Source organism: Psychrobacter sp. M17(2026), assembly GCF_055699815.1.
In genome coordinates, this window is sequence record NZ_CM146741.1 from 163,677 (window position 1) to 182,642 (window position 18,966).

Sequence of the window (18,966 nt, forward strand, 5' to 3'; positions counted from 1 at the left end):
CGCAGTTTTATGATAAAGACTGTCGCTGTGATTGCCAGTGCGTCAGACGAACGTTGTCGCGCGCTCACTTTCACTTTTTATTAATTGTAAAAAATAAAGGATACAATCAATGAATTTACATGAGTACCAAGCAAAAGAGCTATTAAAAAGCTACGGTTTGCCCATTCAAGAAGGCATCATTGCCTATAGTGGCGACGAAGCTGCTGCAGCTTTTGATAAAACCCCGACGGATATTGCGGTTATCAAAGCGCAAGTACATGCTGGTGGCCGTGGTAAAGCGGGTGGCGTAAAGCTCGTTAAAACTCGTGAAGAAGCTAAGCAAGTCACTGATGAATTAATCGGTACTAACTTAGTGACTTTCCAAACTGACGCTGATGGTCAGCCAGTTAACTTTGTACTAGTTGCAGAAGATATGTACCCCGTACAGACTGAGCTATATCTTGGCGCTGTAGTAGATCGTTCTACTCGTCGTGTCACTTTCATGGCATCAACCGAAGGTGGTGTTGATATCGAAGAAGTTGCAAATGAGACCCCAGAAAAAATCTTTAAAACGAGTGTTGATCCATTAGTAGGCCTAATGCCTTATCAAGCGCGTGATGTGGCGTTTCAGTTAGGTTTAGAAGGCAAACAGATCAATCAGTTTGTAAAAATAATGACTGGTGCTTATAAAGCCTTTGTTGAAAACGACTTTGCCTTATTGGAAGTTAACCCATTAGCCGTCCGCGAAAACGGCGAGATTGTTTGTGTTGATGGCAAAATCGGTATCGACTCAAACGCTTTATATCGTTTACCAAAAATCGCTGCGCTACAAGACAAAACTCAAGAAAATGAGCGTGAGCTAAAAGCGGCCGAGTTTGACTTAAACTATGTTGCCCTAGAAGGTAACATCGGCTGTATGGTCAACGGTGCTGGTCTTGCAATGGCTACGATGGACATCATCAAATTGTATGGCGGCAAGCCTGCTAACTTCTTGGACGTTGGCGGCGGCGCAACTAAAGACCGCGTTGTTGAAGCTTTCAAGATCATTTTGGAAGACAGCAGCGTTGAGGGTGTGTTGATCAACATCTTCGGTGGTATCGTACGTTGTGACATGATTGCAGAAGCTATCATCGCGGCTATCAAAGAAGTTAACGTAACAGTACCAGTCGTTGTTCGTTTAGAAGGTAACAACGCTGAGCTTGGCGCGAAAATTCTAAAAGAATCTGGTCTGAAATTGATTTCAGCTCAAGGGTTAGCAGATGCGGCTCAAAAAATTGTCGATGCTGTTAAAGCTTAAGTCTTTAATGATTAGTGTTTAGAAATAAGTACTAAAGCATAGTAGTCAAAGCGTAATAGTGGTTTCATAGCTAGGATTGATTGCCAAAATTTGATAGCAATCATATTGAAGATCACTATTACAAGACAACCGAATACAAGGAATAAATAATGAGTGTATTAATCGATAAAGATACCAAAGTATTGGTACAAGGTTTTACGGGTAAAAACGGCACGTTCCATTCTGAACAAGCCATCGAATACGGTACTAAAGTGGTAGGCGGCGTGACCCCAGGTAAGGGTGGTCAAACTCACCTAGGTCTGCCTGTATTCAACACTATGGCAGAAGCTATGGCTGAGACTCATGCTGATGCTTCTGTTATCTATGTACCAGCACCATTTGTACTAGATTCTATCGTTGAAGCGGTAGATGCTGGCGTGAAGCTGATCATCGTGATCACTGAAGGCGTGCCTACTCTAGATATGCTAAAAGCAAAACGTTATATCGAAGAAGCAGACGGCGTGCGTATGGTTGGTCCTAACTGCCCAGGCGTTATCACTCCAGGTCAGTGCAAAATCGGCATCATGCCAGGCCATATCCACATGCCAGGTAAAGTGGGCATCATCTCACGCTCTGGTACTTTGACTTATGAAGCAGTAGCCCAGACGACTAAGCTTGGATTTGGTCAATCAACGTGTATCGGTATCGGTGGTGATCCTATTCCTGGTATGAACCAGATTGATGCATTAAAACTGTTCCAAGAAGATCCACAAACTGAAGCTATCATCTTGATCGGCGAGATTGGTGGTACCGCTGAAGAAGAAGCGGCCGCTTATATCAAAGACAATGTCACTAAGCCAGTTGTTGGTTATATCGCTGGTGTTACGGCTCCAGAAGGCAAGCGTATGGGTCATGCTGGCGCTATTATCTCTGGTGGCCAGGGTACTGCTGAAGAGAAATTCAAAGCCTTTGAAGATGCTGGTATCGCTTATACGCGTGACCCGTCTAAACTTGGTGATAAGCTAAAAGAAGTTACTGGTTGGTAAGATGGACTTCGGTTTATCTAGCTAAACACTAGAACTCTGTTGAAAAAATCAAGGACATCCCTAAAATGGGGTGTCTTTTTTTTATTCTTTATTGCATTATCTCTTGCAAGTGGCAGTCAGTAAGCTTGGAAAATTAAGTATTTTAAACGATGATTGTGGTACGCTTATGATAAAACTTTCCGCGACTATATTTATTTCACTGGTTTGGCAATCGATCATAGCGCTGCGCTAAATTATTTACAGCAAAAACTAACAAAACGATCAGACTCTAATTAAAACAACCTTCTAATATAGCCTATTACTTATGAAAAAAATTACTCACGCCGTCATTCCCGTTGCAGGTTTTGGTACACGAATGTTGCCTTTATCTAAAGCTGTACCCAAGGAGCTGCTGCCATTAGGTAATCGTCCTGCTATTCATTATGTGGTTGAAGAAGCTATTGCAGCAGGTATCAAACATATTGTGCTAGTAGGCCATGCACAAAAAAGTGCCATTGAAAATTACTTTGATATCAATGCTGAGCTTGATACTCAGCTACGTGTTAAGGGCAAGGACGCGCTTGCAGATAGTTTAAATTGGCTGCCAGAGGATGTCACCATATCGATGATACGCCAAGGCAAAGCGCTAGGTTTAGGTCATGCCGTATTAGCGGCGCGACCGATTGTTGGCGAGCATGACTTTGCAGTGTTATTACCTGATGTAGTACTTGATCCTTTTACTACTGATCTAAAGAATGATAATTTGGCTTTTATGTTGGCTGAGTTTGCTAAAAGGGGACACTCACAAATATTAGTCGAAAAAGTCGCTGATGAGGATGTTTCTAAATACGGTATTGCTAAGCTTAGCAATGACATTAGCAATAATGGTAGTTTTGATGATAGCAACGTCAATGTCAGTTTTAAAGTAGCGGGCTTTGTAGAAAAGCCAAGCTTAGCAGAAGCGCCTTCGCGCCTAGCCGTGGTCGGCCGTTACGCATTTAGCAATCAGATATTTGATTATTTAGCCGATACGACAGCCTCTGTCGGTGGCGAGATTCAACTGACAGATGCTATAGACGCGCTGATTAGTCAACAAGGCGTTGAGGTTACTACTATGCTTGGGTGTAGTTATGACGCAGGTGATATGCGCTCTTATATGCAAGCTTTTATTTACTTTGCTGAGCGTCAATTAGACGGTGATAAATAACTGATGAATAAACCTATGTCTATGCCATTGTATAAAAATGCCCGTAGCTCCATGCAATGGACTCAATTACAGCAGCTGGCAAAGCAAGAATGGTCTATTGCTGCATTGTTTAGTCAGGATGAAAGTCGCACTCAGCGTTATAGCGCGCAAACGGGTGCGCTATATATGGACTATAGTAAACAATGTATCGATGATAAGGTGATTACCAACTTATTAGACTTAGCGAATAGCAGTGATCTAGGCAAACGTATTACAGACTTGATGCAAGGGATGACGATTAATACTAGTGAGGAGCGGGCCGCTCTTCATACCGCATTACGACTGCCAGAGGGTGCGAAGCTGCAAGTAGGTAGTCAGAATGTGACCGCTGATGTGCACAATAGCTTAGCGCAAGTTGAACGGTTATCGCAGCGTATTCGCAGTGGCAATTGGCGTGGATTTTCTGGTAAAGCGATTACTGATGTGATCAATATTGGCGTTGGTGGCTCTGATTTAGGGCCTTTGATGGCGGCGACTGCGCTTGATGAATGGGCAGACACCGAGATTGTCGTGCACTTTGTCTCTAATATGGATGGTAGCCAGCTCGATAATTTGCTTAAGCGTCTAAATGCCGAGACTACCCTATTTATTATATCTTCTAAATCCTTTGGTACGGTTGATACCTTGTCCAATGCGAAGACGGCATTGTCATGGTTATTGGTAACCGCTCTCTTGCGTGCAGGTACGCAAGAGAGCGTTCTGCGTCGGCATTTTATTGGTATATCTGCCAATAGCGTCAAAATGAGTGCATGGGGTATTCATCCTGAGCATCAGTTGCAACTATGGGATTGGGTTGGCGGTCGATTTTCTTTATGGTCAGCGATTGGCTTGGCGATTGCTATTCGTATTGGTATGAGCCAGTTTCGCGAGCTGCTTGCGGGTGCGCACAGTATGGATATGCACTTTGCGACAGCCGATTTTAAGGGTAATCTACCAGTATTATTAGGCTTGCTTGCGGTTTGGAACAGTACTTTTTTACATATTCATGCTCATACCGTACTGCCGTATGATGGGCGCTTGGGCTATTTGCCTAGCTACCTGACCCAGCTTGAGATGGAAAGTAATGGCAAATCTGTGACTCATAGTGGCGAGCAGGTTGATTACGATACTTGCCCTATTCTATGGGGCGAGATTGGCTCTAATGCTCAGCATGCTTTTTATCAGTTGCTACACCAAGGAACGCAGCATGTCTCTTGCGATTTTATCGCCTGCGTGCGTCACTATAATGACGATGCTCAGAATGCCTCCTTGCAACATCAGCATGAGTTGTCACTAGCGAATTGCTTGGCACAAAGTCGAGTGCTAGCCTTTGGTAATGATGCTGTTGCTAATATCGCAGCCAGTTGTGATGCGGATAAATATAAGCATTATCGAGGTAATCAGCCATCGACTACGCTATTGATAGATGAGCTAACCCCGCACAGTTTAGGCGCTTTGGTTGCACTGTATGAGCATAAAGTCTATGTAATGGCTAGTATATGGGACATTAACCCTTTTGATCAATGGGGCGTTGAGATGGGCAAGCAGATGGCAGAGTCGGTTTATCAGGCTTTACAGCAAGATAATAATAGCCCATTCGATACTTCTACCAATCAGTTGCTGGCACATATTAGAAAGCTGTCTTAGTTACGATAATTTATAAGTTTTTACTTATTACAGCTTACGGTTATATGATAACTTTTGAAAAATGCCCCTTAGAGAGGAAATAAGATGTCTGTCGCTGTAACTACTACCGAAAACTCAAAAGTCTGTATTATTATCGGTCATGATATCGAAGCTATTACTAGTAGTGTGGTGCTGGCAAGTTTAGGTCAGCAGGTGCATATCTATGCTGACTTGGCGCTATTAGAGCAGCAATTACAGCAGTATAGCTTTGAGCATCATCTGCAAGCACTATGGCAGCTCTATACTCAGCAGCAGCAAATTACTATCCAAGCTTTGCCAGATAATGCTGATACGCTGATTAAGCGTTATGAGAAAGTTGCCACTGCTGATAGTAGTCAACCAATAGCCGCGATGTACTGGTTGTTTTTAGATAGTATCAAAACCGAATGGTCAGATGATAACTGGATCACAGCCTTCAATCGAAGTCAGCAGCAGACGTTACCAATCATTATCAGCGGTATTAAGCCATTAGGCTGTATTCCTACAGTAGCTGAGCGCTTGAAGCGTGCTTGGGTTTATTATGTGCCATTTGTATTTTTGCAAGATGGTGATGCTTATAGCTCTATGCTTACGCCATCCCTATGGCTACTTGGCGAAAAGACGCCAGATAGTAGTCAGCATCTAGCTGCGCTCCAGCCTATTATTCAACACGCCAAAGCAAAACACCATGCTGATATTGCCACTATAGAATTTGCGCGTAGCAGCATCATGGCGATGCTCGCAACGCGCGTCAGCTTTATGAATGAGATGTCCCGTTTGGCAGATAGCCTACAAATAGATATTAAAAAAGTCAGCCGTATTATGGGATTAGATGCGCGTATTGGGAGTAGTTATTTACAGGCAGGCTGGGGCTTTGGCGGTAATACCTTACCTACAGAGCTAGATAAGCTACAGCACTCAGCGGATGAGAAAAGTGTCAATATGCCTATGCTACAGTCAGTTAGACATATCAATGAAGACCAAAAAGAGCTGATATTCCGTAAGTTCTGGCAGTATTTTGACGGGTTTATTGATCATAAGACAGTCATGATTTGGGGTGGTAGTTACAAGTCAGGATCAGGGCGTACCGCAGGGTCAGCCATTCATCCATTATTAGACTTGTTATGGTCGTATAACATTAATACTCTAGTCTATAGTGATAAGGCCAAGACTGAGCTGGCAGATCTTTATAGCGAACAGCCGCTATTAACGCTCGTTGACAAGCCCTACCAACAGCTCAATGAGGCGCAGGCCTTGTTTATTATCACTTTGTCACCGCAGCATCAATTGGATGTCGCTCAGCTTAATCATCAAGCTATACCTATATTTGATGCGCAAAATGCACTAACACGGAGTCAAATTGATACCTTAATAGGGGATTATGTCGGGATTGGTCGTAGTAAATAAAAGCTTAGCTTTACTCTAATAAAAATTTTCTATAAAACTGTTAAAGTGAAAACGCTTGTCAATTTTATGCTGACAGGCGTTTTTACTATTTTAAGGGATAGATTTTTAAGGGACAGGCTGTCATTAAGCAGGAATAGCGCCTTGAGTTGCGAGCCACTGCTGGATATCTTGTGTTTTACTTGCTAATAGTCGCTCATCCCCACGAGTTTCGATATTTAATCGAATCAGCGGTTCGGTGTTAGAAGTGCGCAGATTAAAACGCCACTCGCCAAAGTCTAAACTCAAACCATCAAGCGTGTCTTTGTTAGGCTGCTCTGAGACAAACTTATCTTCAATGCCTCTGATAATCGTTGCAGCATCGGTAGCCGTTAAACGAAAGTTGAGCTCGCCTGAGCTAGGATAAGCGCTGATATAACCAGTAACTAGTTCTGAGAGCGTCTTGCCTGTAATCGATAATAGCTCTATGGTTAATAACCACGGAATCATTCCACTGTCACAATAACAAAAGTCACGGAAATAGTGATGCGCTGACATCTCGCCACCATAGATTGCCCCTGACTCTCGCATCACCTGCTTGATAAAGGAGTGTCCTGATTTGCTAATGACCGCTGTGCCATTATGTTCGCTAATCACGGCTTTAGTGTTATAAAGCACTCTTGGATCGTAGACGATCGACTCATTGGGGTATTTGTTCAAAAAAGCTTGCGCCAGCATCCCTACCACATAACTACCATCAATAAACGCGCCCGTTTCATCGAATAAAAAACAGCGATCAAAATCACCGTCAAAGGCAATACCAAGATCGGCTTTGTTCTGAATAACGGCTTGGCGAGTAGACTCTCTATTAGCCAAAATCATCGGATTAGGAATACCATTTGGAAAGCTACCATCAGGCTCATGGTGCAGCTTGATGACCTCAATCGGAGCATTGGCTTGCGTTAGTTTATCTACTAATAAGTCAACGGTAGGCCCTGCGCTACCATTACCTGAATTGATCACTATCTTTAGCGGCTTTAACTTATCCATATCGACAAAGCTTATGACATGATCGATATAAGCGCTTTTATCCGTCAATAATTGCAAACGACCTTTTACTGTCATGTCAGCGAATTGACCAGATTCTGCTAATGCTTGAATCTCGTTCAGACCATCATCCGCACTAATTGGTTTTGAGTACTCTTTGACTAGCTTTAGCCCATTATAATTGATTGGGTTATGGCTTGCGGTAACTTCGATACCGCCTAGTACTTGGTAATGACTGGTCGCAAAATAGACCTCTTCGGTTCCCGTCATACCCAAATCAATGGCATCAATACCAGCGTCCCTAATACCAGCGATAGTGGCTTGTTTTAACTGCTCGCTTGACTTACGAATATCGCTACCGATAACGATTGCAGATTTTAAAGCTTGTAATTCACTATTGCTCTTGGCCGTCTGAGATAGAATCTGTGCAAACGCGCGCCCGATACGATAGGCAATAGCTTCATCTAAGCTGACTCCGAGCTCACCGCGAATATCATAGGCTTTAAATGAGTCGATAGTAATAGGTGTAAATTCAGTAACAGCCTGATAGCTTGAATCATCGATAGACATAGAGTTTAAATTCCTTACGTTTGCTTATTATAGAAATAACAGTCTTAATAACAGTGTCATTAGAGTTTGGTAATTATTAAATGATACACTAACTGATAAATAGATAGGGTGAAAGCTTTTAGCTAGATCATAATATATCCAGAATTTATATGGTTTCTTAAACCCGTAATTTATTCATATACGTATTTTTTACTAAAAATATAAGAGATTTTTTATGGCTGATCAAAATCAGATTACTGCACCTATGCCTGTACAAGGCGTGCCTGATGCTACTGGCGAATTAACGGACCTTTTAGCGCTAATGGCACGGCTGCGTAGTGATTGTCCATGGGATCAAAAACAAAGCAACCATAGCCTAATCCCTTATGCAATCGAAGAAGCTTATGAGCTTGGCGCGGCAGTACAAGAGGACGATGATGAAGATATAAAAAGCGAGCTTGGCGATGTATTGTTGCAAGTAATCTTTCACTGTCAGCTCTATGCTGAGCAAGGCCGTTTTGATATTAGTGACGTCATTACCACGCTACAACAAAAGCTGATTCGTCGCCATCCGCATGTGTTTGATAGCGAGAATCTGGCCGATGAGGCTGCGGTAAAACTGCGTTGGGATGAGATCAAGGCGGAAGAGAATCAAGCTGCTGCTGCGCGAGGTAAACCTCGTCGTCGTTTAGATAGCGTAAAAGCGGGTAGCGCCCTTATGCAAGCGCAAGAAGTACAAAAACAAGCGTCAAAATTAGGCTTTGATTGGGAAGGTGTCGAGGGAGCATTGGACAAATTAGACGAAGAAGTTAGCGAGCTCAAAGCTGAAATTAAAGACAAATCCAAAAACGAGCTAACCGCCAATATTTGCGATATAGAACAAGAGCTTGGTGATTGTATGTTCGCACTAGTCAATGTCGCTCGTAAACTCAATCTCGATGCCGAAGCCTCGGCATTGACCTGTGTGCATAAGTTCAAGTCACGCTTTGGCTTTATTGAGAGTCAATTAGCAGCAGCTGACAAGACTTTAGAGGACAGTGATTTGACCCAGATGGAGAGGTTATGGGAGGCGGCTAAACATCATGAACGCTTATAAATATTTCTTATATCTTATAAACTCAAATTGGCTCATCAAAATGATTAAAATACTGATCAGCTTGGTGACGGTCATTCTTATGACACTTAGCAGCACGCAAGCCGCGCCCTGTTTTGACAATCCGCAAACGGCTTATGATTATCTAATAGCCCAAGAAAACGTCGAGATTCAGGCAATAACCCAAGCTGGCGTTAATATTAATCGCGCTGATGAGGGCGAGCTGACGACGCTAAAGGGCATCGGTAGCAGCAAAGCACAGGAGATTATTCTGTATCGTGAGATGTTCGGTGAGTTTAAAACAATTGATGATTTGGCAAAAGTTAAAGGCATAGGCAAAAAAACAGTAGAAAATAATCGCTCACGCTTAAAGGTTAAAAACTAAAAATTTCCTTGTCGAGTATATTCATAGTATTAAATACTACTATTTTTGACAAAATAGCAGGTAAGTAGATATCTAAAAACCCCTAATAAGCCTAAAATTTGTTAAACTACAAGGTACATCCGCCTGATGAGAGCTGTGCGAGAACGGTTTAGTCAGGGTGGTTAAGAATATGGCAAGGAGTAGATGCATGGCCGAGCGTGCCGCCAAGCAGTTAGAACTGAATAAATCTGAATTACCTAATTCCATCACCGAAGTAATCGCCACTCTATCCCGAGCAGGTTTTGATGCCTATATCGTTGGTGGTGGAGTGCGTGATACTTTACTAGGCCTGCGTCCAAAAGACTTTGATGCCGTCACTGATGCCAAGCCACATGAGATAAAAGATGTTTTTGGTAAGCGTTGTCGCATTATCGGTCGTCGCTTTCAATTAGCGCATGTGTATTCAGGTCGCGAACTCATCGAAGTGGCGACTTTTCGTGGTCCACCCAATAATGATGCCAATACCAATCAAGACGGCATGATCATTCGCGATAACGTTTGGGGCGATATCAAGCAAGACTTTGCCCGTCGTGATTTCTCTATCAACGCCTTATATTATCAGCCACTAAAAGGTGTGGTTCATGATTTTTGTGGCGCGTTAGATGATATTCGCAATAAGACTATTCGTCTCTTAGGCAATGCGCCAGTACGTATTGAAGAAGACCCTGTGCGTTTATTACGCGCGCTACGCTTTAAAGCCAAGCTTGGCTTTGAGTTTGATGATGAGCTGGCTGATCAGTTTCATGAAGGCAACTGGTCGCTACTTGAGCAAATATCGCCGCATCGACTCTATGATGAGACGCAAAAGATGTTTACTGGTGGCTACCTTGTCCCCTTATTGCCGTTACTATTTGAGTCAGGTGCTATTGATAGTCTGATTATCTATCCGCCTTCCCAGCCTAACGCGTTAGTCAAACAAGTAGCAATCAATACCGATAAGCGCATCAATACGGGCAAAAGTATCAATCCTGCTTTCTTTTATGCTGCTTTATTGTGGGAAAACTACCTGCATCAGTTAGAAAAAGCCAAAAAGCGTAATATGCCTTTTGCCGATGCGCAAATGCAAGCGGCGGGAAAAGTTATAGAGCGCCAACGTATTAAGACTGCTATTCCTAAATTTGCTGAGCAGTTTATTCGCGATATCTGGATCTTGCAGCCAAAATTAGCAGCGCCACGTAGTAAACAGATAGAGCAACTGGCTGAGCATCCACGCTTTCGAGCAGGCTTTGACTTTTTATTATTGCGTGAGCAATGCGGTGATGCTGAGCATCCGTTATCTGAGTCAACCAATGAGATGGGCGACTGGTGGCAGACTTATCAAACCTTATCTGAGGCGCAAAAACAGCAGGCAATTGAGGACTTTGATGAAGGTATCCGTCGCGGTGCTTATAAGCAAGATAAGAGTCGCAGGCGCGATCGCTCGCACAATCGTCAAAGCCATCAAAATCAGACAGAGCAAGCAAATAGCAATGATGATGAGCGCTACATAAATAGTAGTCATAAAAAAACTAGCGATAATGAACAGCCTATGAATAATGACAATACGAACAACGGCAATGCCAAAGTGAATAACGACCCTGCAAACGTGCCTGCACGTCGCCGTCGCCGCACTGATACTGAGTCGGATGTAAAGCTTGATGATAAGTTAGACAGTACACAAAGCCAGCAAGAAAGTAGCCAAAAAAACTCTCGCGCCAATAGTAGTAAGAGTAATAGCTCTCGCAGAAAGTCAGGCAGTAAGCTGACACCGCGAGAGAAGCACGATAGCCATGAGTTGGCTCAATTGCAGCAGTTATCCCTTGCTAACAACAGCACTGAGTTGCAACAAGATAAAGGGTCGACTCCTGCGCCGTTATTTGTGATTGAGCATGCTAATGTCGTGCCGCCACTGAAAAAACAGCTAGCAGAGCAAGTGCAAGCGTCTGATGTTAAAAAGACTAACGCTAAAGCGGCTACTAAAGAAACCACCAAAGAAAAACCAACCAGCACCAGCCAAGCTAAGGATGAGTCTGATTGTAGCAGCAGTGCAAAACAAGCTAAGCCTAAGCGTTCTGTCGCTGCAAAAGCGACCGTAGCGCAAACGCCGAAACTAGTAAGTATCAACAACGAACCTATACCGCATCAGCGCCGTCGTCGTCAGCCTAGTGCTGAAGCAATCGGTGCTGACAAGGCTACTGATACTGCTAAGAGTTCAGCTGAGCAGGTGATGACTGATGCCAAACCTCAGCTGCAACCAAAAGCTAAGTCTCGTCCTGCGAAAGTTAGTAAAAGCGTGAGCTCAGATAAAGCTGCCAAAGCGTCTGTCGATGAACAGAGTAATACCAGCCAAAAATCTACGCCCAATAAATCGGCTAGTTCAGCTAGTAACAAAGGCGCTGTGCCAGCAAAGCGTCGCCGTCGTCAGCCAAGTACTGATACGACAGTGAGTGAGCGATAAAGTGAATAGTAGCGACAATGCCAGCTGGGTCAGATGCTATTTAGGTCTAGGTAGTAATCTAGCGACTGAGTTGGGTTCGCCTGTTGAGCATATACAGCATGCTTTAATGGTTTTAGGTGAGCATACACAGATTCGTGATCTGCAAACCTCTTCATTCTATGCCTCAAAGCCAATGGGGCCGCAAGATCAGCCAGACTTTATCAATGCGGTAGTAGGGTTTGAGACCACCCTCGCGCCACTTGAGCTGCTTGATGTTTGTCAGCACCTAGAGATAGAAGCAAAGCGGGCGCGCTTGCGTCATTGGGGCGAGCGTAGTCTCGATGTGGATATATTGCTATACGGTCAAGCGCAGATAAACGAGTCGCGATTGATCGTACCGCATGCTGGCATAAGCGATCGTAATTTTGTCTTAGTGCCACTGCGAGAGCTTGCGCCTATACTAATGATTGCTGGCAAGCCGATAGTAGCTTATCCAATGAGCGCCGATTGGACAGACTTAACGCAGCTAAATGTCGATATTAATCATACTGATCACCACAACGACAAAGTTTTATGAGACAAGGTTTTACAAATAGCATAGAGAGCTTTATGACGACTTTATCAACTTTAAATAAATTCAAGCGAGAAGGCACTAAGTTTACTTGTCTGACTTGTTACGATGCCATGTTTGCACGGATGATGGACAAAGCCAAGATTGACACTATCTTGATCGGTGATAGTTTAGGTATGGTGGTACAAGGTCATGACTCTACTTTGCCTGTAAGTGTAGCAGATATGGCTTATCATACCGCCAATGTCGCACGTAGCAATGAGCATGCGCTCATCTTAGCGGATTTGCCCTTTATGAGTTATGTCACCTTGCCAGAGGCTATCGCCAATAGTCGTCAGCTGATGCAGGCGGGTGCGCATGTGATAAAGATTGAAGGTGGCAGCGAGCTGTGTGATTTAGTTAGCACATTGGCACAAGCAGGCACACCGACTTGTGTACATTTAGGATTGACTCCGCAATCAGTTAATGTCTTTGGTGGCTATAAGGTTCAAGGTCGTGGTGATGAGTCGGCAGACAAATTGCTGAGCGATGCAAAGGCAGTAGTAGCAGCAGGCGCAGCTTTATTAGTATTAGAATGTGTTCCTGCTGAATTAGCCAAAGCCGTTACTAAGGCAGTAGCCGTACCCGTGATCGGCATAGGTGCAGGCGCAGATACTGATGGTCAAGTATTAGTTATGCATGACATGCTGGGTATGGTTTATGGCCGTGTCCCAAGATTCGTCCACGACTTTTTGACTGATGAACGTAATACTGAACATAGCATTGATGGCGCGTTTGCCTTATATCAGCAATCAGTAGTAGAGGGCAGTTTTCCAATGCAGCAGCATCAATTTGACTAGATTTCTAACGAACAGTTTTAGTAACAACTGTATTTTTAACTTAGCTTTTTCTATGACTGTATAAGAAGACTTTTTGATGCCTACTATTCATCATCATATTGCCACATTACAAGAGACGTTAAAGCCATTGCGTCAGCAACAAAGCATTGCACTAGTGCCGACGATGGGTAACCTACATCAAGGTCATCTTGAGCTAGTAAGACTTGCCCGTCAGCACGCTGATATCGTAGTCGTTAGTATCTTTGTAAATCCAACCCAGTTTGGGGTAGGAGAGGATTTTGACAGCTATCCGCGCACCCTTGATGAGGACATAGCAAAGCTTACCTCGATAGGTGTGGATTATGTCTTTGCCCCTAGCATTAGCGAGATGTATCCTGTGCTGCCACCGCCCACCTTAGTGATGGCAGGTGCTATAGCCACGCAGTTGTGTGGTCAGTCTCGGCCTACACATTTTGATGGTGTTGGTATTGTTGTCGCCAAACTATTCAATATTATCCAGCCTGACAGCGCCATATTCGGTCAAAAAGACTATCAGCAGTTGGCTATTATTAAGCAGTTAGTTCGCGACTTAAGCTATCCTATCGAGATCATAGGTGCCCCTATTGTCCGCGCTGATGATGGATTAGCCTTATCGTCACGTAATCAATATTTAACGGATAATGAGCGCCAAATAGCACCTAGTCTACAGGCACAGCTAAAGCTTTTAGCAAGTCAGCTAATGGAGGCTAAACCTGAACAAAAAGTCTTTGAAAGCTTAATAGCCAAAACTAAAAAGCACATGACTGAAATAGGTTTCGACGTTGATTATTTAGAGGTAAAAACGGCTGAGTTGACAGATCTAAGTGATATACATCTGGCATCTGATTCTAGTAATACTAAGAGTCAGCAGCTAGTTATTTTAGTAGCTGCGCGCTTGGGTCGTGCACGCTTATTAGACAATCAGCTACTCACTATAAAAAGCACTCCTCAATAGTGATTCAATAGACGCAATATAGGATGATGAGTCATGGAAGTAGCGAATAATGAGCAACACAATGCCATCTCGGCGCAAAAGTTAAATGACGATGTCAGTGTATTGGTCATATCTGGTCGCTCGGGGTCAGGTAAAACGTCAGTGCTCAATATTTTAGAGGACTTAGGGTATTATGCTATTGATAACCTACCCTTATCGTTGGTTCCTGATGCGGCGTACAAATTGATCAATGAGAGTACTATAAAGCGCATTGCTTTAGGGGTCGATATTCGCTCGCCACAGGCAGATTTGTCCAATTTTTCATCGATTCATGATATTTTAAAGCAAGTTTACGGTGAGCAGACGGTAAAGGTCATCTACGTAACTGCGCAAGAGAGCACATTAGTGGCACGCTTTAATGCGACGCGTCGGGTTCATCCGCTAATGGCGCAAGACGCTAAAGACTCAGATCATACTAGCTACAATCTGCCAGCGGCGATAAAAAAAGAAATAGAGCTGTTAGAGCCGATTGCCAGCTGTGCTGATATTACAATTGATACCAGTAAGCTTAATATCCATCAGCTAAAAGAGCGGTTGCGTGAGCATATAGGTGCTGATAATAAGATCGTTATAAATCTACTTTCATTTGGCTTTAAGTACGGCAGTCCTATTGATGCCGACTTTGTGTTTGATGTGCGGATTTTGCCAAACCCACATTGGAGCCCTGCGCTACGTAGCGCTACAGGACTTGATGCGGAGGTTGGTGAGTTTTTTGCCGAATACCCTGAGGTCGCTGAGATGACAGATGATATCCATCGGTTCTTACAGCGCTGGCTGCCAGATTTTTTACATAATAACCGTCATACGGTGACAGTCGCTATTGGCTGTACAGGCGGCAAGCATCGCTCAGTATTTATTACTGAACAGTTAAAAACGAGACTTGCTGATAGTTTACCGAGTGAGCTAACTTTGGTCGCCAAACATCGCGAAAAACGTCGTTGGTAAACACTTGAGTTAATTGCTTATATAGCTCAAACTATTCATCACTATCAAACTTAATTATTATCAAACCTTATTATTATCTAGAGAGCTTATATGATTGACTGGTCAGAACAAGACATGCGCGTCTCGCGTACTGAACTAAAAAAATCCCACGAGCGCCTGCAAGAACTGTCTATTCCGCTGGCAAATCTATCAAAAAAGCAGCTAAAAAAGCTACCTGCTAGTGATTATTTTATGGCGGAGCTGATGGCGCTAGCAGATATAACCAGCGCTACTGCCCGCAACCGTCAGACCAAACGCGTCGGTAAGCTTATCAGTGAAGAAAACCGTCATGAGCTAGTAAAAGCCCTATTTGAAGCGCATTTTGCAAGTGAGCAAGTCGCTAAGATTGAGAGCTGGCATAGCCGCTTAAACATCAATGATGAGGGCACGCTTAAACAATTTATCAAGCAATATAAGATCTCTGAGCGTAATAGTCTTTACCAGTTATTATTGTGGATTGAGTACGCTAAGCACTTACAAGATGATGAGCTGATGGCAGAAGCTCAAGAAGATTTAGTAAGCTATATTCGCGAAATCGCTATTTTATCCGATCTAAAATAGTTTTTAATATTTAGCTTGTTAAAGCAGCCTATAAAAAAAGCCAGTCATAATTGAAATGATTGGCTTTTTTATGCTGTTTTTGTGAATTTAGTTTTATTGAATCAGTTACTTTTTCTCAGCGCGTACCTTGTCGACCAAATAATCGACCACTTTAGGTACATTTGCAGGATCACCTGTGACTACGTATTTACCATGAACGACTACTGCAGGTACACCCGTTAATTGATAACGCTTAGCGCCCGCTTGTGAGCGACCGATTTTAGTGCCGACAGCAAACGAGTTATACAAGCTATTAAATTTCTTTTGATCCACACCTTTAGAGCCATACCACTTGGCTAGCGACGTTTGATCAAATAGTTTTTTTCCGTCTTTTTGTACAGCGTCAAACAAGGCATCATGGGTTTTATCTTCAAAACCTAGCAACTGTGCGGCATAAAATCCACGAGCGCTAGCTTCCCAAACAGGGTTTAGAGCTGCTGGCGTCTTAAAGAATGCCACATCTTTATCTTTAGTTTTAGACCACTTATCCATATGCGGGTGGAGAGCATAACAATGTGGACAACCGTACCAAAAAAAGTCACGAACGATGATACTATCACCACTGATTTTTTCTGGGTTATCGAGTACACGGTAATCCTTGCCAGCGACATAGTCAGCTGCCTGTACGCCCATATTGGCAAGACCAATAGCGCAAGCCAAACCAGTCAATGCGATAACACGTTTCATAAATTTTCCTTGAGAGTCTTGAGGTATAAATACTATAAATATAATGCTATGAATAAATCCAATAAGGCCATCTAGTTTGTCGGCCACTTCACTTAGCTTGCTTAGCAATTTACTATGATAAACGATTAAGATCTAATTTGCCTATAGTAACGCAAAATGAGTATGATTGTGAATCGTATTCTTAACCAAAGGTTGCAAGCATGTAGGCGTTATTTAGACAGGCTTACTTGTACTTGTTCAAGCTCATCAAAATGCTCATAAATATGCAAAGCAGTCGTCGCTACCTAGGGTGTCTGACTGGTAATAAGTCTAACGACATATACAAACCTTCACTATGCGTTTACGACAAAATCGCAAGGGTCATGCTAACATTGAATGACTATAAACACGTATAATATTAGACATATAACAATATCCACCCTATTAATGATAATCAAGGAAAATGCTATGAGCTCAGCTGCGCCTTTGGATGCTTTGCAAAGTACCCGTGCTAACGATCACAATAAAAATGATCTTGATATCAGTGCTAACCAAGATATCGCTGCTAACCAAGATGCCACCGCTAACGTCGATCCTAGTGAGGTAGATAAGTTCAATAAACTAGCGAGTGAGTGGTGGGATAAAACAGGCGCATTTGCAACGTTACATGAGATCAATCCACTACGCCTCAACTGGATAGAGGACAATGTAGGGCGTGGCTACAAAGGTAATAATGACAGCTTAGATACTGGCTTTGATACTAGCCTAGCGGGCAAAAAGATCGTTGATGTTGGTTGCGGTGGTGGTATTTTATCTGAATCTATGGCTCGTCGTGGTGCTGAGGTTACGGGTATTGATTTAGGCGTTGAAAATCTAAAAGCGGCTAGTGTCCATGCTGAGCAAAGCAGCTTAACTGATACTTTGAGCTATAAGCATATTGCAGTTGAACGCTTTGCCGCGCAGCATACAGGGCAATTCGATGTAGTGACCTGTATGGAGATGCTAGAGCATGTACCCGATCCCAGCGCTATCGTACAAGCCTGCTTTGACATGCTAGCCCCAGGCGGTGTCTGTGTGCTCTCTACTATTAATCGTAATCCTAAGTCCTATCTGTTTGCTATTATCGGCGCAGAGTATGTATTGCGTTTGTTGGATCGCGGTACTCATGATTATGCCAAATTTATTACGCCAAGCGAGCTGGACAAAATGGCTACCAATGCTGGATTTACGCGCCAAGATATCATCGGACTACACTACAATCCGATTACGAAGCGCTATTGGCTGGCACAAAATGTCGATGTCAACTATATGATGGCAGTACAAAAACCATTAGCGTAGATTTAAAGTATGGTATTGATAATCTAAGTACTACTAATCTAAACGCTAATAGCCTAAATATTAATAACTTAAATACTAATAACGTAAATACTAATAAATTAATAATAAGATAAGAGCTTTTATCATGACTAACTTTGTAAATGCGGTACTGTTCGATCTCGATGGAACTTTGGTTGACACTGCCGCAGACTTTGTGCGTATTATCGGCAAAATGAGTCTTGAGAATAACTGGCAAGCGCCTGATCAGAATGATATCCGTGAGCAAGTCTCAGCTGGAGCCTCAGCGATGGTACAGTTGATGCTCCGGCACAATGGACAGACCGTCGTCAGCCAAGAAGAGCTACTTGAGTTTCGACAGCAGTTCTTGGATGATTATGAAGCGGATATTTGTGTCGATAGCTGTCTTTTTGAGCAACTTGATGAAGTATTAATTTTCTTGGAATCAAAACAAGTACCTTGGGGTATTGTCACTAACAAACCACGCTACTTGGCTGAACAATTACTAGAAAAAATGAACTTGCATGAGCGCTGTACCGTACTGGTCTGTCCTGATGATGTGGCGCGTACTAAGCCCGATCCTGAGCCTATGTATTTGGCGCTAGAAAAGCTAGGTATACCGCGTGGTGGCGCGGCTAGCGTGTTATATGTGGGCGATCATATCCGTGATATTGAGGCGGGCAGGGCAGCTGGCATGCCAACTATTTTGGCGGCATATGGTTATATTCCACCAGAGGATCAAAAAACTATTAAGAAGTGGAACGCAACATACATCGTCGAGACCCCGATGCAGCTAAAAAATCTGTTAGTGGATTCTGGCAAATTTGATTATTTATAGTGCAATCCTCTACACACCTTTTAAAGTTGAACGTTTTTA

17 protein-coding genes are annotated in these 18,966 nt (G+C 43.1%); 15 read left to right on the forward strand and 2 right to left on the reverse strand.

What is annotated here, in order from left to right:
- Nucleotides 1–109: 109 nt before the first annotated feature.
- The 5 genes from sucC (at nucleotide 110) to ACR63T_RS00715 (ending at nucleotide 6,577) form a co-directional block, all read left to right on the forward strand.
- Nucleotides 110–1,276 carry an ADP-forming succinate--CoA ligase subunit beta gene (sucC, locus tag ACR63T_RS00695; RefSeq protein WP_201570958.1) on the forward strand — a complete coding sequence of 389 codons (1,167 nt, stop codon included), beginning with the start codon at nucleotides 110–112 and terminating at the stop codon, nucleotides 1,274–1,276.
- A gap of 149 nt (nucleotides 1,277–1,425) precedes the next feature.
- The gene (gene sucD / locus ACR63T_RS00700) at nucleotides 1,426–2,301 is read left to right on the forward strand and encodes a succinate--CoA ligase subunit alpha (protein ID WP_201570960.1); all 876 of its coding nucleotides are present in this window, start codon (nucleotides 1,426–1,428) and stop codon (nucleotides 2,299–2,301) included.
- 304 nt (nucleotides 2,302–2,605) lie between these two features.
- The gene (locus tag ACR63T_RS00705; protein WP_201570962.1) at nucleotides 2,606–3,487 is read left to right on the forward strand and encodes a UTP--glucose-1-phosphate uridylyltransferase; all 882 of its coding nucleotides are present in this window, start codon (nucleotides 2,606–2,608) and stop codon (nucleotides 3,485–3,487) included.
- Nucleotides 3,488–3,502: 15 nt separating this feature from the next.
- On the forward strand, nucleotides 3,503–5,152 hold the full coding sequence (gene pgi / locus ACR63T_RS00710; protein ID WP_472784438.1) for a glucose-6-phosphate isomerase: 1,650 nt from the start codon (nucleotides 3,503–3,505) through the stop codon (nucleotides 5,150–5,152).
- Nucleotides 5,153–5,236: 84 nt separating this feature from the next.
- The gene (locus ACR63T_RS00715) at nucleotides 5,237–6,577 is read left to right on the forward strand and encodes a UDP-glucose/GDP-mannose dehydrogenase family protein (RefSeq protein ID WP_472784439.1); all 1,341 of its coding nucleotides are present in this window, start codon (nucleotides 5,237–5,239) and stop codon (nucleotides 6,575–6,577) included.
- A gap of 123 nt (nucleotides 6,578–6,700) precedes the next feature.
- Here ACR63T_RS00715 and ACR63T_RS00720 read toward each other — a convergent pair whose 3' ends face one another.
- Entirely contained in the window at nucleotides 6,701–8,170 is a 1,470-nt protein-coding gene (locus ACR63T_RS00720; protein WP_472784440.1) for a phosphohexomutase domain-containing protein, read from the reverse strand.
- 214 nt (nucleotides 8,171–8,384) lie between these two features.
- On the opposite strand from ACR63T_RS00720, the gene mazG reads away from it, so the two are divergent.
- From mazG to yjgA, 8 genes are all read left to right on the forward strand, one after another.
- On the forward strand, nucleotides 8,385–9,245 hold the full coding sequence (mazG, locus tag ACR63T_RS00725; RefSeq protein ID WP_472784441.1) for a nucleoside triphosphate pyrophosphohydrolase: 861 nt from the start codon (nucleotides 8,385–8,387) through the stop codon (nucleotides 9,243–9,245).
- A gap of 79 nt (nucleotides 9,246–9,324) precedes the next feature.
- Nucleotides 9,325–9,627: a ComEA family DNA-binding protein gene (locus ACR63T_RS00730; protein ID WP_472784442.1), complete on the forward strand. Its 303-nt coding sequence runs from the start codon at nucleotides 9,325–9,327 to the stop codon at nucleotides 9,625–9,627.
- Between the two features lie 187 nt (nucleotides 9,628–9,814).
- Nucleotides 9,815–12,103 carry a polynucleotide adenylyltransferase PcnB gene (gene pcnB / locus ACR63T_RS00735; protein ID WP_472784443.1) on the forward strand — a complete coding sequence of 763 codons (2,289 nt, stop codon included), beginning with the start codon at nucleotides 9,815–9,817 and terminating at the stop codon, nucleotides 12,101–12,103.
- Complete coding sequence (gene folK / locus ACR63T_RS00740; protein WP_472784444.1) at nucleotides 12,093–12,659, forward strand: 2-amino-4-hydroxy-6-hydroxymethyldihydropteridine diphosphokinase; 567 nt, start codon at nucleotides 12,093–12,095, stop codon at nucleotides 12,657–12,659. Before pcnB ends, folK begins: the two co-directional genes overlap by 11 nt.
- Nucleotides 12,660–12,691: 32 nt before the next feature.
- The gene (gene panB, locus ACR63T_RS00745) at nucleotides 12,692–13,492 is read left to right on the forward strand and encodes a 3-methyl-2-oxobutanoate hydroxymethyltransferase (RefSeq protein ID WP_472784445.1); all 801 of its coding nucleotides are present in this window, start codon (nucleotides 12,692–12,694) and stop codon (nucleotides 13,490–13,492) included.
- A 76-nt stretch (nucleotides 13,493–13,568) separates the two neighbouring features.
- A complete protein-coding gene (panC, locus tag ACR63T_RS00750; protein ID WP_472784446.1) occupies nucleotides 13,569–14,465 on the forward strand; it encodes a pantoate--beta-alanine ligase in 897 nt (298 codons plus the stop codon).
- A gap of 33 nt (nucleotides 14,466–14,498) precedes the next feature.
- Entirely contained in the window at nucleotides 14,499–15,449 is a 951-nt protein-coding gene (gene rapZ, locus ACR63T_RS00755) for an RNase adapter RapZ (RefSeq protein ID WP_201570994.1), read from the forward strand.
- Nucleotides 15,450–15,539: 90 nt separating this feature from the next.
- The gene (yjgA, locus tag ACR63T_RS00760) at nucleotides 15,540–16,049 is read left to right on the forward strand and encodes a ribosome biogenesis factor YjgA (protein ID WP_201570996.1); all 510 of its coding nucleotides are present in this window, start codon (nucleotides 15,540–15,542) and stop codon (nucleotides 16,047–16,049) included.
- Nucleotides 16,050–16,154: 105 nt separating this feature from the next.
- Here yjgA and ACR63T_RS00765 read toward each other — a convergent pair whose 3' ends face one another.
- The gene (locus ACR63T_RS00765) at nucleotides 16,155–16,775 is read right to left on the reverse strand and encodes a thiol:disulfide interchange protein DsbA/DsbL (RefSeq protein ID WP_201570998.1); all 621 of its coding nucleotides are present in this window, start codon (nucleotides 16,773–16,775) and stop codon (nucleotides 16,155–16,157) included.
- A gap of 447 nt (nucleotides 16,776–17,222) precedes the next feature.
- On the opposite strand from ACR63T_RS00765, the gene ubiG reads away from it, so the two are divergent.
- Both ubiG and ACR63T_RS00775 read left to right on the forward strand, forming a co-directional pair.
- Nucleotides 17,223–18,092 (forward strand): bifunctional 2-polyprenyl-6-hydroxyphenol methylase/3-demethylubiquinol 3-O-methyltransferase UbiG, encoded by an 870-nt coding sequence (gene ubiG / locus ACR63T_RS00770; RefSeq protein WP_472784447.1) that lies wholly within the window; start codon nucleotides 17,223–17,225, stop codon nucleotides 18,090–18,092.
- 124 nt (nucleotides 18,093–18,216) lie between these two features.
- Nucleotides 18,217–18,927, forward strand: coding sequence for an HAD family hydrolase (locus ACR63T_RS00775; RefSeq protein WP_472784448.1), 711 nt, complete (start codon nucleotides 18,217–18,219; stop codon nucleotides 18,925–18,927).
- Nucleotides 18,928–18,966 lie beyond the last annotated feature (39 nt).

Excerpts from the sequence above, each read along its gene's own strand:
- sucC (WP_201570958.1), top strand. The coding sequence starts at position 110 with ATGAATTTACATGAGTACCAAGCAAAAGAGCTATTAAAAAGCTACGGT.
- sucD (WP_201570960.1), top strand. The coding sequence starts at position 1,426 with ATGAGTGTATTAATCGATAAAGATACCAAAGTATTGGTACAAGGTTTT.
- ACR63T_RS00705 (WP_201570962.1), top strand. The coding sequence starts at position 2,606 with ATGAAAAAAATTACTCACGCCGTCATTCCCGTTGCAGGTTTTGGTACA.
- pgi (WP_472784438.1), top strand. The coding sequence starts at position 3,503 with ATGTCTATGCCATTGTATAAAAATGCCCGTAGCTCCATGCAATGGACT.
- ACR63T_RS00715 (WP_472784439.1), top strand. The coding sequence starts at position 5,237 with ATGTCTGTCGCTGTAACTACTACCGAAAACTCAAAAGTCTGTATTATT.
- ACR63T_RS00720 (WP_472784440.1), bottom strand. The coding sequence starts at position 8,170 with ATGTCTATCGATGATTCAAGCTATCAGGCTGTTACTGAATTTACACCT.
- mazG (WP_472784441.1), top strand. The coding sequence starts at position 8,385 with ATGGCTGATCAAAATCAGATTACTGCACCTATGCCTGTACAAGGCGTG.
- ACR63T_RS00730 (WP_472784442.1), top strand. The coding sequence starts at position 9,325 with ATGACACTTAGCAGCACGCAAGCCGCGCCCTGTTTTGACAATCCGCAA.
- pcnB (WP_472784443.1), top strand. The coding sequence starts at position 9,815 with ATGGCCGAGCGTGCCGCCAAGCAGTTAGAACTGAATAAATCTGAATTA.
- panB (WP_472784445.1), top strand. The coding sequence starts at position 12,692 with ATGACGACTTTATCAACTTTAAATAAATTCAAGCGAGAAGGCACTAAG.
- panC (WP_472784446.1), top strand. The coding sequence starts at position 13,569 with ATGCCTACTATTCATCATCATATTGCCACATTACAAGAGACGTTAAAG.
- rapZ (WP_201570994.1), top strand. The coding sequence starts at position 14,499 with ATGGAAGTAGCGAATAATGAGCAACACAATGCCATCTCGGCGCAAAAG.
- yjgA (WP_201570996.1), top strand. The coding sequence starts at position 15,540 with ATGATTGACTGGTCAGAACAAGACATGCGCGTCTCGCGTACTGAACTA.
- ACR63T_RS00765 (WP_201570998.1), bottom strand. The coding sequence starts at position 16,775 with ATGAAACGTGTTATCGCATTGACTGGTTTGGCTTGCGCTATTGGTCTT.
- ubiG (WP_472784447.1), top strand. The coding sequence starts at position 17,223 with ATGAGCTCAGCTGCGCCTTTGGATGCTTTGCAAAGTACCCGTGCTAAC.
- ACR63T_RS00775 (WP_472784448.1), top strand. The coding sequence starts at position 18,217 with ATGACTAACTTTGTAAATGCGGTACTGTTCGATCTCGATGGAACTTTG.